The following is a 15,977-nucleotide window of genomic DNA, read 5'->3' as shown; positions in this document are numbered from 1 at the left end:
ACGATTTCGCATTTATCTTTTTTCGCAAAAGAAAAAAACCACGCTAAAGCACAAGCAAAAGCGTGGTTTATGCTCAATATCGAAAATATCGAATCAAATTACTTTAAAAGTAATTCATTGATTTTACGTATAAATAGGTTTGGATCTTCCAATGTGCCACGTTCTGCTAACAGTGCTTGATCCAACAAAACATCCACCCAATCAGCAAACACGGATTCATCTGACACTTCTGCAGCTTTTTTCACCAATGGATGCGTTGGGTTCAATTCGAAGTTATATTTTACTTCTGGCGCGGCTTGCCCGGCTGCTGCAAACAGTTTCGCCATTTGTGTACTCATTTCATCCACGTCTGTCGTGACAATGGCCGGGGTATCCGTTAAGCGATGCGTGAGTTTAACGTCTTTAACACGCTCACCAAGGAATGACTTAACGCGTTCAACAAATGGCTCTAGTTGCTTATCCGCTTCCTCTTGTTCCGCTTTGTTTTCATCCGCTAGCTTATCTAATGACTCGTCTGCTTTGCTTACGGATTGGAACTGTTTACCGTCGAATTCAGACAGATAGTTCATCATCCATTCGTCAATACGGTCAGATAACAGCAAGACTTCAATACCTTTTTTACGGAACAATTCAAGGTGTGGACTACCTTTTGCCGCTGCATAGCTATCTGCAGTGATATAATAGATTTTATCTTGGCCTTCAACCATGCGGCTAACATACTCTTCTAAAGAGACGTTCTGTACACTGCTATCGGTATGAGTCGTCGCAAAACGCAGAAGTTTAGCAATAGTTTCGCTATTTGCCATATCCTCTGCGGGGCCTTCTTTCATCACTAAACCAAATTGTTGCCAGAAGGTTTGGTATTTTTCTGCATCAGATTTGGCCAGTTTTTCCAACATTTGCAGAACGCGTTTGGTTAAGGCACTGCGCAAACTACGGGTTAATGCGCTGTCTTGCAGTATTTCCCGCGAAACGTTCAACGGTAAATCATTGGAATCTAGCACCCCACGAATAAAGCGCAGGTAATTCGGCATGAACTGTTCCGCGTCATCCATAATAAATACGCGTTGAACATAGAGTTTCAAACCATGCTGTTGGTCACGATTCCATAGATCAAACGGGGCTTTAGACGGCACATACAGCAAGCTAGTATATTCTTGCTTACCTTCTACGCGGTTATGTGTCCATGTCAGCGGGTCTGCGTAGTCATGGGAGATATGTTTATAGAATTCCGCGTATTCTTCGTCTGAAATTTCAGATTTACTACGAGTCCATAATGCTTTCGCTTGGTTAATTTTTTCCCAAGTTACCGTACCGTCTTCTTCATTTTTTTCTTCGATTTCAACGGGTAAAGCAATATGGTCAGAATATTTGCTAATCACTGAACGCAGGCGCCAGTTATCGAGATATTCTTTTTCATCATCGCGTAAATGTAAGGTAATTTCGGTGCCGCGCTCCGCTTTTTCAATATCAGCAATGGTGTATTCACCTTCACCGGCAGATTCCCAGAACACACCTTCATCGGCAGGAGCACCCGCCGCACGGCTACGTACAGTTACTTTATCGGCCACAATAAATGCGGAATAGAAACCAACACCAAATTGGCCAATCATCTGGCTGTCTTTGACTTGGTCGCTACCTAATGACTCTAAGAATGCTTTTGTGCCTGATTTAGCGATAGTCCCAAGGTTTTCAATCACCTCTTCACGGCTCATACCGATACCGTTATCGCTGATGGTCAATGTACCTTGGTCTTTATCGGCACTAATACGCACACGCAGCTCACCATCGTTTTCATACAATTCTGGTTTAGATAATGCTCGAAAACGCAGTTTATCGGCTGCATCTGATGCATTGGAGATCAATTCACGTAAGAAAATCTCTTTATTCGAATAAAGAGAGTGGATCATTAATTGGAGGAGTTGTTTAACTTCTGATTGGAAACCACGCGTTTCCTGTCCTTTCATACTCATTAATCGCCTCTATTTCATCAATCTAATTGGATAGGTTTGACTTATCGATGCAGATTAGTTGGGGGCGAAAAACAGAAATTCAAGCGAAAGGGATAAAAAATTTAGTTAATCAAACTCAAAAGCCAATGATTAAAAAGAAAATAATAACTCAATGAGATATTTTAGAGAGTTAGATTAAAAAATCATTCCCTTTCCCCAGTCTACCCTCTAAATAATTTGTACTGTAGCTAGGCGTCAAATACGTTAATTCCTAGGAGCATACTAGTATGTGACCCGAGTCACCGAGTGCAGCCCCCTACGGCTCAAATTAGTAACTGAATTCTATAGGGGGATTTTAGAAAAACGAAATCAATATCATCCTCTAAATAATTTGTGCTGTAGCTAGGCGTCAAATACGTTAATCCCTAGGAGCATACACCAGTATGTGACTAGGGTTAACGCATGAAGACAACAACGCTACAGTGCAAAGTATGACGAGGATATCAAAGTTTAAGGCGGCCGGAGAGCGAATGAGACAACGTCGTACTATCGACTAACTCTAACTCCCCACCCACAGGCACCCCGTGCGCAATTCGGCTCGCCGCTACCCCATATTGAGCACACATTTGCCCAATATAGTTTGCCGTCGCTTCTCCTTCAACCGTTGGATTGGTTGCTAAAATCACTTCAGTGATAGTCTCGGACGCCAAACGCTCTTCGAGTCTATCAAGGCCGATATCCATTGGGCCGATACCATCAAGTGGTGATAAATGCCCCATAAGGACAAAATAGCGCCCGGAAAATTGCCCGGTTTGTTCTATTGCATAGATATCTGCTGGACTTTCAACAATACAAATCAAACCATTTTGTTGACGACGCGGGTTATCGCAAATATTACAGATATCTTGTTCTGTAAATGTTCGGCAATCACGGCAGTGACCTATTTCAGACATGGCTCGAGTGAGCGATTGCGCTAAACGCATTCCACCACTGCGGTCACGCTGTAAAAGATGAAAAGCCATTCGCTGCGCTGACTTGGGGCCAACCCCCGGAAGACAGCGCAGAGCTTCCATCAACGATTCAAGAAGCGGACTTGTTTGCATTAGAATGGCATCTTAAAGCCTGGTGGTAATTGCATACCACTGGAAACACTCGCCATTTTTTCTTTCTGAGTTTCTTCGATACGACGTGCAGCATCATTAAATGCTGCGGCAATCAAATCTTCTAACATTTCTTTGTCGTCTTCGAGCAAGCTAGGGTCAATCTCAACACGGCGGCAGTTATGTGAGCCATTAATCGTCACTTTAACTAACCCAGCACCAGATTCGCCTGTAGCTTCTAGTTGAGCGATTTCTTCCTGAACTTTTTGCATTTTATCTTGCATTTGCTGGGCCTGTTTCATCAGGTTACCCAATCCACCTTTACCAAACATAGTTATCTCTCACAACTGAGGCTACAGCTTAATAATGAGACTGTAGCGTTAAACGGGGCGAATACTCTCTTCATCTAATTGCGCATCAAACATTGAGCGCAGTTTTTGAATCGTTTTATCCGCAATAATAGACTGGCGCGCTTGTGCCAGTTTTTCTTCATAAATCGCCTGTCGCCATTCTAGCGGGGTTTTCACCTCGCTATTATCATCATGAACGATTTTCAGTTCAACAGTACGACCATATTGTTCACTCAGAGCTTCTTCCAACACTTTGTGTGCCGATGGTTTATCGAGGTGCTTCTGAGCCGAGCGCAAATGTAAAACAATTTGCGACTCACTTAATTCTTCTATATATGAATTCAAAGCTAATTGTTCAACCAGTTTGGGAATATTTAATTTTGCGATTTTCCCTGACCAGCTATCCCGAATTCGCCCTTCTTCAATGATTTTAACGGCTAATTCAGGCGTTTTTTCATATTCCAACGCCTCTTTGATTCCGCTTGGCGTTGTTACCGCTTCTTTTGGAGCCATCGCCTCTTCATTTTGCGGCTTCCATTGGTACTGCTTTGGTTTTTGTGGTTTTGCTGCCTGAGCGGCTCTATTTTCCACATTTTGTTGATGTTTGCTGGTCACGGCGGCCAGCCTTTCCAGTGCTGATGCCGCCGGCTTAGCCCTTTCAGGCATCACCGGTTTAGCCTTTTTTGGGCTAGGATCCTCACTTTGGGGAGATTGTAACGCCTGCCTCGCCTTCAATAACTGTAATGTTGGGCTATTGTCTGGCAGGTTTTCCGCTCGTGCTTGTGTCGGAGGCACCCTTTGGGACATATTTGATGCCACTGGCGGCGCTGACTGGGTAGCTACTTGTGGAATAACCTGCGGCGGTGCTTCAATTTCAGCAATCACATTTTTAGGATGAAAAGCTAATGCACGTAATAGTGCCATTTCAACCCCCATACGCCGCTCAGGGGCATAGGGTAGTTCTTTTCTTCCAACTAACAACGTTTGGTAAAACAATTGGAGATCTGCAGGGGAAATTACCCTTGCAACCTGCCGTAACCGCCCTTCTGTCGATGATGGGTCTGTTTCTTGTTCTGCAGGAAGCAGTTGGATCATTGCTATACGGTGTAATTGCGACAGAATTTCCACCAGCAAGTTTTCCCAATCCGCACCGCGACTAGCAGCTTGCTCTACCTGTTCCATCACCGCCATGCTATCAGCACGTACTAGTGCTTCAATAATGGCTAATGGCTGTTCGTCATCAAGGGTTCCTAGCATTTGGCTAACTATATCAGCCGTAACTTTCCCTTGTCCCATAGCAATGGCTTGGTCAGTTAAGCTTAATGCATCACGTAAACTGCCATCTGCCGCTCTTGCTATCAGCTGGCGAGCACGTTGATCATGTTCAATATTTTCTGCATTCAGGATGAGTTCAAGTTGCTCACTGATTTGCGTGACATCTAACGCTTTTAAGTGGAATTGCAAGCAGCGGGACAAAATGGTCACAGGGAGTTTTTGCGGGTCAGTCGTCGCCAACAAAAACTTCACATGTTCAGGTGGTTCTTCAAGGGTTTTTAATAACGCATTGAAACTATGACGAGACAACATGTGTACTTCGTCAATTAAATAAACTTTGAAGCGCCCACGTGCCGGTGCATATTGGACATTGTCTAATAATTCACGAGTATCTTCGACTTTAGTACGAGAGGCTGCGTCAATTTCAATTAAATCGACAAATCGCCCTTGCTCTATTTCAAGGCAATTGGCGCATTGCCCACAAGGCGATGCAGTTATCCCTGTTTCGCAATTAAGGCCTTTGGCAAACAGGCGAGCAATCGTCGTTTTTCCTACGCCACGTGTACCGGAGAAAAGATAGGCATGATGAAGCCGCTGATGCGTTAGCCCATTAGCGAGTGCAGTCAAAACGTGCTGTTGACCAACAACGTCTGAAAATTTTTGGGGGCGCCACTTACGGGCAAGTACCTGATAGCTCATGGATTCCACTGTCATTTAACATGGTACGTGAATATATATAATCATAGTACCATGCTACCACAGCCTCAACCTATACAGCGAGGCTGTGATAAAAATAGAGGGAAAATAAAGATTAGTGGCCTGGGAACTCAACAAGGCTATACGAAGAAACACCTTCTTTTTGTAGACGCTCAACGCCGCCAAGATCAGGTAAACAGATGATAAATGCCGCATCCACAACATTAGCACCAAGCTGTTTGATCATTTTCACCGTTGCTTCCACTGTACCACCTGTCGCGAGTAGATCATCAACAACTAAGACGTTATCGTCAGGGTTGATGCTGTCTTTATGGATTTCAAGCGTATCGGTGCCATATTCGAGGTCGTAAGTCATACTTAATACTTCACGTGGTAATTTCCCTTTTTTACGCACAGGGACAAAACCTACGCCTAAACGTAATGCGACTGGAGCGCCGAATAGAAAACCACGCGCTTCAGTTCCTACAATTTTAGTGACGCCTTTATTTTGATAATGTTCGACTAACATATCAATTGTTGCTTGGTATGCAGCAGGGTTATTTAATAAAGTGGTAATGTCACGAAAAATCACACCTTCGATTGGATAATCTTGGATAGATGCGATACTTTCTTTAATCAATTGCAGTTGTTGCTCTTTAGCGGTCATAATAAAAGCCATGTAGTAAACACGAAAGTGTAGAATCTATGTAAAGTACCATAAAAATGCAATAAGAAGCCGTCAATTTGGCATCAGTTTTGTTGCTGAATATCAATATTCCGCTATTTTTGACACTTAATGAGAACAAAAAATGAAAATCCCCGCTCTTTTAGATGCGTTAAAAAAGCAGATTGATGAATTGAAAACTCGAGTTGACCCCATAAAAGACCTTGAGTTTTCACATTCACGCTTCGACATGCAATTGTTTAGCCGCAAATCTACCCGTTTAGGCGATTGCCAAAATGAATTACAGACCTTGTATCAGCAATTGTGCCATAGCGTAACGTTAAACCACAGCGAGCAGGTCAATTTCCTGACGGAGAAAATTGTCCACCAAATACAAGCCATTTCTCGGGAGATTTCAACACAAGCTTTACGTGAAAAAGAATCCAGCTTTACTAAGAAAAAGGAACAGATTGATTTATATGAACGTTTATCACAACACCAAGACTATGAACGACGCTTACAAGCCATGGTAAGTGAAAAAGAGCTTCATTTAAGTGAGCTAACTGACCACCGTCTACAACACCAGTGCCAAAAAGAACTCGCTGTACTTGCTGGCCGTTTGTACCGTTGCCGCCAAGCACTTTTACGTATTGAGAAAGCCATTGAACATCAGGAAAATCAATATTTTGATTAAATATTGGAAGGAATCAGTATGAGTTCACTCAAAGATGCGCCACAAGAAGTCCAACTTGCTGTTGATTTAATCTACTTATTAGAAACCGCTGAGATAGACACCGATGTGGTTCTCAAAGCACTTGAAATTGTGAAAAATGATTATATGTCAAAACAAGTGCAAGCAGCACAAGCTACTTGCACCAAAGAAACTTAACGGGCCTAGTGCGTTTCACCATCACTATCTTTAGGTGTTCGCTTCACTTCTTGCATTTCATCACCTTTATTATTATGCAAATGAACCTCTAACTGGTTGAATGCAATATCAATGTCATTTTCTCGACATAATTTGTCTATCGCGCGATTCACTTCATCACTTGTCACGCCACGGTCACCAATTTGCCGTACATAAAAACGTAATTCATGGTCTAACGTACTGGCGCCAAAACTGGTGAAATAGACATTGGGAGCGGGTTCGGTCATCACCTTGTTATTATTGGTTGCTGCGGATAATAAGACCCGCTTCACTTTATCTAGATCAGAACCATATGCCACGCCGATCGCAATCGTGATACGCGTGACGGTGTCTGATAACGACCAGTTGATCAACCGCTCAGTCACAAAAGCTTTATTCGGAATGATCACTTCTTTACGATCAAAATCGACGATGGTTGTCGCACGAATACGAATTTTACTAACCGTTCCTGAATAAGTCCCAATAGTCACTGTATCCCCAATACGGATCGGCCGTTCGAATAGTAAAATGATCCCTGAGACAAAGTTGGCAAAAATTTCCTGTAAGCCAAACCCTAACCCGACAGTTAAAGCAGCGGCTAACCATTGCAATTTATTCCATGTCACGCCGATCATCCCTAACGAGGCTATCGCGCCAATCCCCACGATAATATAGGTTAATATTGTCGTAATCGCATAAGTAGAACCCTGACGGAGTTTTAACCGTGATAATACCAATACTTCCAATAGCCCAGGGAGATTTCGCGTCATCACCCAAGACACAATGATGATCACAAGAGCCAATATTAAATTCGCTAACGTCACGAATTGTAAGATATTTCCCCCTTCTGCCGATGTGGTGGTATAGCTCCACAAATTCACGCTATCTAAGAAAGAGAAAATGGTGATGAAGTCAGACCAAATAGCATAAAACGCTAAAGCAAAGATAATAAACAATACCATCGTTGTAAGGCGTAGCGATTGCTGGCTAATCAACTCGATGGTCATTGGTGGCTCTTTAATGGGTTCGTTTTCAACATCTTCTTGCTTCAACATCGCACGACGTTCTATGGCACGTTGATATGCCAACTTACGAGCAACCAGTGTTAGTCCCCTTAAGCAAGCATTGTAAGTGATATACCACAGGAGTAAAAGATAGAGGCTATCTAACCAACGATTAGCCAAACGCAATGTCGTGTAGTAATACCCCGCCATCATTAAGCCCACTAAAATTAATGGCGAAAAAGTCAGTAATGTCATGACAATACTGCGCGTTAAGTGGCTACCTTTCTCTTGCCAAACCTGTTTACAGAATGGGATTGTAAAGATACACAACAGTATAAGGGAAACCAGCACAATTAACTGGCCAATCACGTCCTCAGACACTTTTAGTGGGTTGCTAACACCATAAGTAGAAAAGAAAATAAGTGGCACCAAAGGAATCGATAACCTAATCATTCGACGTCGTGTCTGAGATATTTTCTCTTTTTCAATACCAAAATGCTTTTGTGCGATACCTTGGGGCCTTAACACACGAAACGTCAGCTCAAATAACGCCCAAAATATCGCTAACTGTTGGCTGAACTGCCAGAAAAATGGGCCTTGTACATTCCCTGTTTTCAAAAACCAGTAACCAAATGCGAGTAAAAACAGTGAAATAGGCAATGTTTGCATTAATGTCAGCAGGATCGCAAATGGTGTACTTAGCACGCTATCATTGCGTAAACTGGAAAGCCGTTGGTCAATATCTTGCAATCGATTATTAATTTTACGATTAAACCAAATAAACAGTAGCGCAACCAAAACAAGTGGAATAACCACTAACAGTGAATTACTCACACCCCGTTTAATGCTGCGGTTTGATAAACTAAAATCAAAGCTGTTAATTTGTGTCGCTGCGGCTTCAGGGAAAGCTTTCACCCATTCCAAATCAATCGGTTTGTTACTATTCACCCAAAATATTTGCTGCGCCAAGGTATTTTCAAGCGACCCCACCACACTCAATAATTGGTTTTGATCCAATTGTAGGTTAATTGCTTGGGAAATTTGCCCGCCAAGCTGCTGGTTAAGTTCATCTAATAACCCACGACGAACTTCTAATAATTTCAATAATGTGGATTTATCTTCCGTTGATAATAATGTGCTGTTTGTAGACTCATCCCCGGCTTTTATTTCAAATTGCTGTTCCAACTTCGTAATATAATCATTAGGTTGGTAAAGCTCATCACGCTGTTGGTTAACATCAAATTGTTCAAGTCGCAAATCGGCGATCGTTGTGGGTAAATTTTTCGTTAGAATATCAGGTGGTAAGTCAATTTGTTGTTGAAACAAAATTCGTGAAAGCAATAAGCTACCGCGTAATACATTAATTTGTTCTTTTAGATTTCGTTCTGATTGTGTCGCTCTTTCGAGCCAGGTTTTTACACGGATACCATTTTGAACCAATTTATTGCTATTTTCTGTCACTGCGATTAACCGGTCGCTCAGCGCATTATTAATCCCAATTTCTTTCTGAATAAGGGGATTTTGTTGGGCTTTGATATCGGTTTCAGAAGTACTTAATGCTTCACGCACCGTTGATTGGGAGTCATTTAAGCGGCGATGGCTTATCGCATTTTGTACTTGCTGAATATGATGTTCCAATTGTTCAATATATGCTGCGGTATAATCACGCTGTTTTTGCAGCACATCTTGTAATTGGGTATTCGTCTGTAGGATACGTTTTTGATATTCATTTTGCTGCTGTAATAAATACTGTTCAACTTGCAGCATTGTGATTTGAGTCGGCCTTAAATTCACAGATTCATTTAATGAACTATTTAGCTCATTACGAATTTCCTGCAATCGCCTCGCATTTTCCAACATCATCGCTTGTGCCCTTTCAGGCTGCGTTTGTAAGCCAATTAATTGGCTACTATAGGTTGCGAGGTCATTTTGTTCTGTTTGCAGATTTTCTAAGTAGGAGGTTTGTAATGCTTCTAATTGTGAAAGAGAGCTATCTTGTATTTTTCGTAGAAAATTTTCAGTAAGTTGCTCATTTTCATTTTTTATTTGCAACAAACCTTGCGCAGCTTGTTTTGATTCTTCACTCGCGCTACTGAGTTTTTTTTGCAGATCAGCCGTTCGTTGCTCGAGTTTATCCAATTCGTTATAAAAATCTGAGGTTTTTTCCAGGTCGGCGAGAACAAGTTTATCTTCCTCACTGAGTGAGCTTTTTTTATTCAATGCATTGAGTGCACTTTTTATTTCATTCTTGCTGGGTAAGCTATTTGACGTTAATGCCGTAATTGAGCTGGAAAAAGATGCGATGAAAAAGAACAGTATGATTGATACTAACTGCTGCCACTTCCATTGTTGTTTCATCATAATGGCATTCCTTTATACGAATAATACGTTGCTTAATTAAACAAAGTGCCGATAATAGCCTATCAGCACCTAATTTTACCTAACCAAACACATTTTACGTAGAATATTAGAAAGTTAATACTTTATCAGCCGTTAATGTCCAGCTTGCAAGCTCGACCAATGTACCAACTTCAACACCATCAGCAAGGGTTAATTCACTCACACCACGGGCATCTGTACAAGTTTTACATAATTTAACGGGAACATTTTGTGCCGTTAAAATTTCTAACATTTGTTGAAGGTTATAGCCTTCTTTAGGCTTTTGAGCCGCTAAACCTGCTGTCACTGCATCTGACATCAGAAAAATTTTTAAATCTAACTGTGGCTCTTGCTCTTTTAACGTTATCGCTAATCGCAATGAGTTGAACAATGTTTCACTGCCGTAAGGTGCCCCGTTGGCAATAATCAAGATAGAGGTCATGTCGGACTCCACTTATTCAGTTTGAATGGGTTTTAACCGGATTGCGGTATTACATTTTAGTGTTTCTAATAGTGTATCAACCAATGTAATTGTATGTTGATTAATATTAAAATTTTCTGATTGGAGTAGCCAGTTTTCTAACAAACCAGACATTAATGAGCGGATCATAATCGCGGCACACTCCACATCAAGGTCTGCAGGAAGCTGCCCCGCATCAATACAGGCGGTCAAGTTATCCACAATTCGGCATTGGCTTGCGACGTAATTAGCGCGTTTAAAATCAACTAACTCTGCCATTTCGCCAACTAATTCGCACTTCAAAAAGAAAATTTCCATCAAAGCGCGGTTTTTAGGGCTTTCAATAAAATCAGTCAAAATATAAACTAATAATTCTCTTAGTATTGAAAGTGGATCGTTGGTATATTTAGAACGATAATATTCTTCAGCTTGTACTATTTGGTTATCACCAAATTCACAAGCTTGATAAAAGAGATCAACTTTGTTTTTGAAATGCCAATATATTGCACCTCGGGTAACCCCCGCTGCTTTTGCAATATCGGCTAATGATGTGGCAGAAACTCCTCGTTCAGAGAATGTTTTGATGGCAGCATCTAATATTTCCTGACGGGTTTCTTCAGCCTGTTGTTTAGTTTTTCGTGCCATTGTGACCCGTTTCTATCGAAAGCTGATTTACATACATTCGTGTATGTTTGTACTATAGCACAGTGATAAATCATATTGTTTACCATTTTTCTTATTTTTGTTTTGAACTCATATTGATTAATTGAGGTTAACTTATGCGAAAAAACAGAGGGGTGTTACCTCTGGCTCTGTTAGTTCTTTCAGGTGGCTTGGCTCTATCCGGTTGTAACGATGAACAACAAGGTGGCGGAGAACGCCCGGCGCCTGAAGTAGGAATTGTTACGCTTAAAGCCGAACCTCTGACGCTCAAAACCGAGTTACCAGGCCGTACATCCGCATTTCGTGTTGCCGAGGTTCGTCCTCAGGTTAGTGGCATCATATTGAAGCGCAACTATAAAGAAGGTAGCGACGTAGAAGCAGGGACATCTTTATACCAAATTGACCCGGCACCATTCCAAGCAACTTATGACAGCGCAAAAGCGGAGCTAGCAAAAGCACAAGCTAATGCGAATCTGGCTGCATTAACGGTGAAGCGTTATAAACCATTGTTAGGGACTAATTACATTAGTCGTCAGGAATACGACCAAGCGACTTCAACCTATGCGCAAGCACTCGCTGCCGTCAAAGCGGCTGAAGCGGCGGTTGAAACTGCACGTATCAACCTGAATTATACCAAAGTGACTGCACCGATTAGCGGCCGTACTGGCAAATCGAATGTGACTGAAGGGGCTTTAGTATCAACAGGGCAAACCACTGAATTAATGCGTGTTCAGCAACTTGATCCTATCTATGTTGACGTAACGCAATCGAGTGACGATTTCTTACGCCTCAAAAATGAGATAGCGAAAGGCGCTGTACAGCGAGAATCAGGAAAAGCGCCTGTCAGCTTGATCAACAACAACGGTCAAGAATACGCACAAAAAGGTGTTCTGGAATTCTCTGATGTCACTGTTGATGAAACAACAGGGTCTATCACAATGAGAGCCATGTTCCCTAACCCGAATAAAGAGTTACTTCCAGGTATGTTTGTTCGTGCTGTATTAGAAGATGGTGTTATTGACAATGCGATTCTAGTTCCGCAACAAGGCTTGTCTCGTACGGCTCAAGGTACTTCTCAAGTCATGGTTGTTGGCGCTGAGAATAAAGTTGAAGTCAGAAAAGTTAAAGCTGGACAAGCGATTGGCAACAAATGGCTGGTCACTGAAGGTCTACAAGCAGGTGATCGCGTCATCGTCATCGGCTTGCAAAAAATCAAACCAGGAATTGTTGTGAATCCTAAGGAAGCAAACTTAGAAACGCAATCCATAGACAATCAGGCAAAACCTGAAGAAAAGTCTAAATAAGGGAGCGGCTGATTAATGCCTAAGTTTTTTATAGAAAGACCAATTTTTGCGTGGGTAATTGCCATTATCACCATGCTTGCTGGTCTGTTGGCAATTATCCAGTTACCTGTTTCGCAGTACCCGACCATCGCGCCACCAGCTGTTTCTATTTCAGCTAACTATCCGGGAGCGGATGCTGAGACGGTACAAAATACAGTAACGCAGGTTATCGAACAGAACATGAACGGTATCGATAACTTGGTATATATGTCATCGAGCAGTGATTCATCAGGTTCTGCTAGCATTACGCTGACATTTGAAGCAGGAACTGATGGTGATATCGCGCAAGTACAGGTGCAAAACAAATTGCAACTGGCGATGCCATTGTTGCCACAAGAAGTTCAGCAACAAGGTATTAGTGTCGATAAATCAACTAGTTCATTCTTAATGGTTGCGGGTTTCGTTTCTAACGATGGCTCAATGGGGCAATATGATATTGCCGACTATGTAGGGTCAAATATTAAAGACCCACTTAGCCGAGTTAACGGTGTAGGTGAAACTCAACTGTTCGGTACCCAATATGCGATGCGTATTTGGTTAAAACCAGAGCAACTCGTTAAGTACAATATGACCACTACGGATGTCATTAATGCGATTAAAGTTCAAAATAACCAAGTCGCAGCAGGACAACTCGGTGGTTCACCATCTGTAGCAAATCAGCGTTTAAACGTTTCTATCATTGCGCAGACACGGCTAAATAGCCCTGAAGAATTTAGCAATATTTTATTACGTGTAAACCAAGATGGTTCACAAGTACGTATTAAGGATGTTGCTGAGGTTCAATTAGGTGCTGAAAACTATAGTACGATTGCCCGCTTTAATGGTAAGCCCGCAGCAGGTATCGGTATTAAACTGGCAACGGGAGCGAACGCATTAGATACGTCTAATAACGTTCGTGCTGCGCTTGAGGAAATGAAACCTTTCTTCCCTCAAGGGTTAGAGATTGTTTATCCATACGATACAACCCCATTCGTTAAAATTTCAATTAACGAAGTGGTTAAAACGTTAGTAGAAGCAATCATGCTGGTTGTTGTTGTAATGTATTTGTTCCTACAAAACATCCGTGCAACACTGATACCAACGATTGCAGTACCTGTCGTATTGTTAGGTACCTTTGCTATCTTGTCGGCATTTGGTTATTCCATAAACACCTTGACCATGTTCGCGATGGTACTCGCCATCGGGCTTCTCGTCGATGACGCCATCGTTGTTGTTGAGAACGTGGAGCGTGTTATGCAAGAAGAAGGCTTATCACCAAAAGAAGCGACCAAAAAATCAATGGGTCAAATCCAAGGTGCGTTAGTCGGTATTGCAATGGTGCTGTCTGCGGTATTTATTCCTATGGCCTTCTTTGGCGGTTCTACAGGGGCAATTTACCGTCAGTTCTCAATTACCATTGTATCCTCCATGATCTTATCAGTACTGGTTGCGATGATCTTAACGCCAGCACTGTGTGCCACCATGTTGAAGCCAATTGAAAAAGGCAGCCATGGTAGCCAGAAAGGGTTCTTTGGGTGGTTTAACCGCACATTTGAAAAACAAGCACACCACTACACTGATAGTGTAAGCCGCATGCTTAACGGTACTGGCCGTTATCTCGTGATTTACCTACTGTTAGTGGTTGGTATGGCGTTCATGTTTGTCCGCTTACCGTCTTCCTTCTTACCTGCGGAAGACCAAGGGGTATTCTTGTCAATGATCCAATTACCACCAGGTTCAACGCAAGAACAAACCCAAGCGGTACTGGATGAAGTGAATAACTACTACCATACCGAAGAAGCTAAAAACGTTGAGTCGGTCTTTACCGTTGGAGGCTTTAGCTTCGCAGGTCAAGGACAAAATATGGGTCTTGCCTTCGTCGTTCTGAAAAATTGGAGCGAACGTAAAGGCGATGAAAACCACGTTGATGCGATTGTGCAGCGTGCGAATATCGCACTGTCACAAAAACAAGAGGCCTTGATTTACGCCTTTAACCTACCAGCGATTGTTGAGTTAGGTACCGCAGACGGGTTTGACTTTGAGTTAGTCGATAAAGGTAACTTGGGGCATGATAAACTGATGCAAGCCCGTAACCAGTTACTTGGATTGGCAGCTCAGCACCCAGAAATGCTTCAAGGTGTTCGTCCAAATGGTCAGGATGATACTTCGCAATACCGTATTTATATTGACCAACAAAAAGCACAGGCTCAAGGTGTCGCTATCAGTGATATCAACGCAACATTGAGTTCTATGTTTGGTGGAAGCTACGTGAATGACTTTATCGACCGCGGTCGTGTGAAGAAAGTTTACGTACAAGGTGACGCAGAAAGCCGTATGTTACCTTCTGACATCAGTAACCTGTATGTTCGTAATAACCAAGGTAAAATGGTTCCGTTCTCTGCATTTATGGACGAATCCAAAGATCCTTGGAAGTATGGCTCACCACGTTTAGAACGTTATAACGGTGTCCCTGCGATGAATATTCAAGGCCAAGCAGCGCCTGGGAAAAGTACAGGTGATGCGATGCTGTTAATGGAAAAACTCACCACTGAAAACCTGCCTGAAGGAATTGGTTACGAGTGGACGGGTATGTCTTATCAAGAACGTTTAGCAGGTAACCAAGCCCCTGCACTGTATGCGATCTCTTTGATAGTGGTATTCCTGTGTCTGGCTGCTCTATATGAAAGCTGGTCTGTTCCATTCTCAGTTATGTTAGTGGTTCCATTAGGTATTATTGGTGCGTTATTGTTCACCAGTGTTCGCGGTTTAGACAACGACGTTTACTTTAAAGTGGGACTCTTAACCACCATTGGTCTCTCGGCGAAAAACGCAATACTGATTGTTGAATTTGCCAAAGACTTGATGGAAAAAGAAGGTAAAGGGTTAGTCGAAGCAACACTGAATGCAGTTAAAATGCGTTTACGACCCATTCTGATGACATCACTCGCCTTTATGTTAGGTGTTATCCCACTAGTGTTTAGTAATGGTGCAGGTTCTGCATCCCAGAACTCCGTAGGTACTGGTGTTCTTGGGGGAATGTTCGCAGCGACCTCCCTGGCTATCTTCTTCGTTCCAGTATTCTTCGTGGTGATCCGTCGCCGTTTCTCGAAGAAATCAGAGGACATTGAGCACAGCCATCCGCCAACAGCTAACAGCTAACAGCTAACTGTTACTTATAAAATGCCAGTCTAATGACTGGCATTTT

The 15,977-nt window shown here is 42.4% G+C and carries 12 protein-coding genes; 4 read left to right on the top strand and 8 right to left on the bottom strand.

Going from position 1 to position 15,977, the window contains the following annotated elements; translation table 11 throughout:
• Nucleotides 1-98: 98 nt before the first annotated feature.
• From htpG to apt, 5 genes are all read right to left on the bottom strand, one after another.
• Entirely contained in the window at nt 99-1,967 is a 1,869-nt protein-coding gene (htpG, locus tag PSF09_RS10950; RefSeq protein WP_004913627.1) for a molecular chaperone HtpG, read from the bottom strand.
• A 488-nt stretch (nt 1,968-2,455) separates the two neighbouring features.
• Entirely contained in the window at nt 2,456-3,055 is a 600-nt protein-coding gene (gene recR, locus PSF09_RS10945) for a recombination mediator RecR (protein ID WP_004913633.1), read from the bottom strand.
• Nucleotides 3,055-3,384, bottom strand: coding sequence for a YbaB/EbfC family nucleoid-associated protein (locus PSF09_RS10940; RefSeq protein WP_004260403.1), 330 nt, complete (start codon nt 3,382-3,384; stop codon nt 3,055-3,057). Before PSF09_RS10940 ends, recR begins: the two co-directional genes overlap by 1 nt.
• Before the next feature lie 48 nt (nt 3,385-3,432).
• Complete coding sequence (dnaX, locus tag PSF09_RS10935) at nt 3,433-5,376, bottom strand: DNA polymerase III subunit gamma/tau (RefSeq protein ID WP_272665709.1); 1,944 nt, start codon at nt 5,374-5,376, stop codon at nt 3,433-3,435.
• A 112-nt stretch (nt 5,377-5,488) separates the two neighbouring features.
• Nucleotides 5,489-6,040, bottom strand: a complete 552-nt coding sequence (gene apt / locus PSF09_RS10930) for an adenine phosphoribosyltransferase (RefSeq protein ID WP_210838682.1) — start codon at nt 6,038-6,040, stop codon at nt 5,489-5,491.
• A gap of 142 nt (nt 6,041-6,182) precedes the next feature.
• Here apt and priC point away from each other — a divergent pair, with 142 nt between their 5' ends.
• On the top strand, nt 6,183-6,731 hold the full coding sequence (gene priC / locus PSF09_RS10925) for a primosomal replication protein PriC (protein ID WP_109912058.1): 549 nt from the start codon (nt 6,183-6,185) through the stop codon (nt 6,729-6,731).
• Nucleotides 6,732-6,749: 18 nt separating this feature from the next.
• Entirely contained in the window at nt 6,750-6,926 is a 177-nt protein-coding gene (rsmS, locus tag PSF09_RS10920; protein WP_272665708.1) for a pleiotropic regulatory protein RsmS, read from the top strand.
• A 5-nt stretch (nt 6,927-6,931) separates the two neighbouring features.
• Here rsmS and mscK read toward each other — a convergent pair whose 3' ends face one another.
• The 3 genes from mscK to acrR form a co-directional block, all read right to left on the bottom strand.
• On the bottom strand, nt 6,932-10,309 hold the full coding sequence (gene mscK / locus PSF09_RS10915; RefSeq protein WP_272683890.1) for a mechanosensitive channel MscK: 3,378 nt from the start codon (nt 10,307-10,309) through the stop codon (nt 6,932-6,934).
• A 106-nt stretch (nt 10,310-10,415) separates the two neighbouring features.
• The gene (locus PSF09_RS10910) at nt 10,416-10,769 is read right to left on the bottom strand and encodes a DsrE/DsrF/TusD sulfur relay family protein (RefSeq protein WP_004913652.1); all 354 of its coding nucleotides are present in this window, start codon (nt 10,767-10,769) and stop codon (nt 10,416-10,418) included.
• Between the two features lie 12 nt (nt 10,770-10,781).
• Nucleotides 10,782-11,432: a multidrug efflux transporter transcriptional repressor AcrR gene (acrR, locus tag PSF09_RS10905; protein ID WP_004260429.1), complete on the bottom strand. Its 651-nt coding sequence runs from the start codon at nt 11,430-11,432 to the stop codon at nt 10,782-10,784.
• Between the two features lie 134 nt (nt 11,433-11,566).
• Between acrR and PSF09_RS10900 the strand changes: the two genes are divergently transcribed.
• Nucleotides 11,567-12,754: an efflux RND transporter periplasmic adaptor subunit gene (locus tag PSF09_RS10900; RefSeq protein ID WP_210838690.1), complete on the top strand. Its 1,188-nt coding sequence runs from the start codon at nt 11,567-11,569 to the stop codon at nt 12,752-12,754.
• 15 nt (nt 12,755-12,769) lie between these two features.
• Nucleotides 12,770-15,931 (top strand): efflux RND transporter permease subunit, encoded by a 3,162-nt coding sequence (locus PSF09_RS10895; RefSeq protein WP_210838692.1) that lies wholly within the window; start codon nt 12,770-12,772, stop codon nt 15,929-15,931.
• The last annotated feature ends 46 nt before the right edge of the window (nt 15,932-15,977 follow it).

Origin of the sequence: Providencia sp. PROV141, from assembly GCF_028481645.1 — a bacterium.
GTDB classification, from domain to species: Bacteria; Pseudomonadota; Gammaproteobacteria; order Enterobacterales; family Enterobacteriaceae; genus Providencia; species Providencia rettgeri.
Note: the sequence above shows the minus strand (reverse complement) of the source record. Positions and strands in the feature narration are given on the sequence as shown.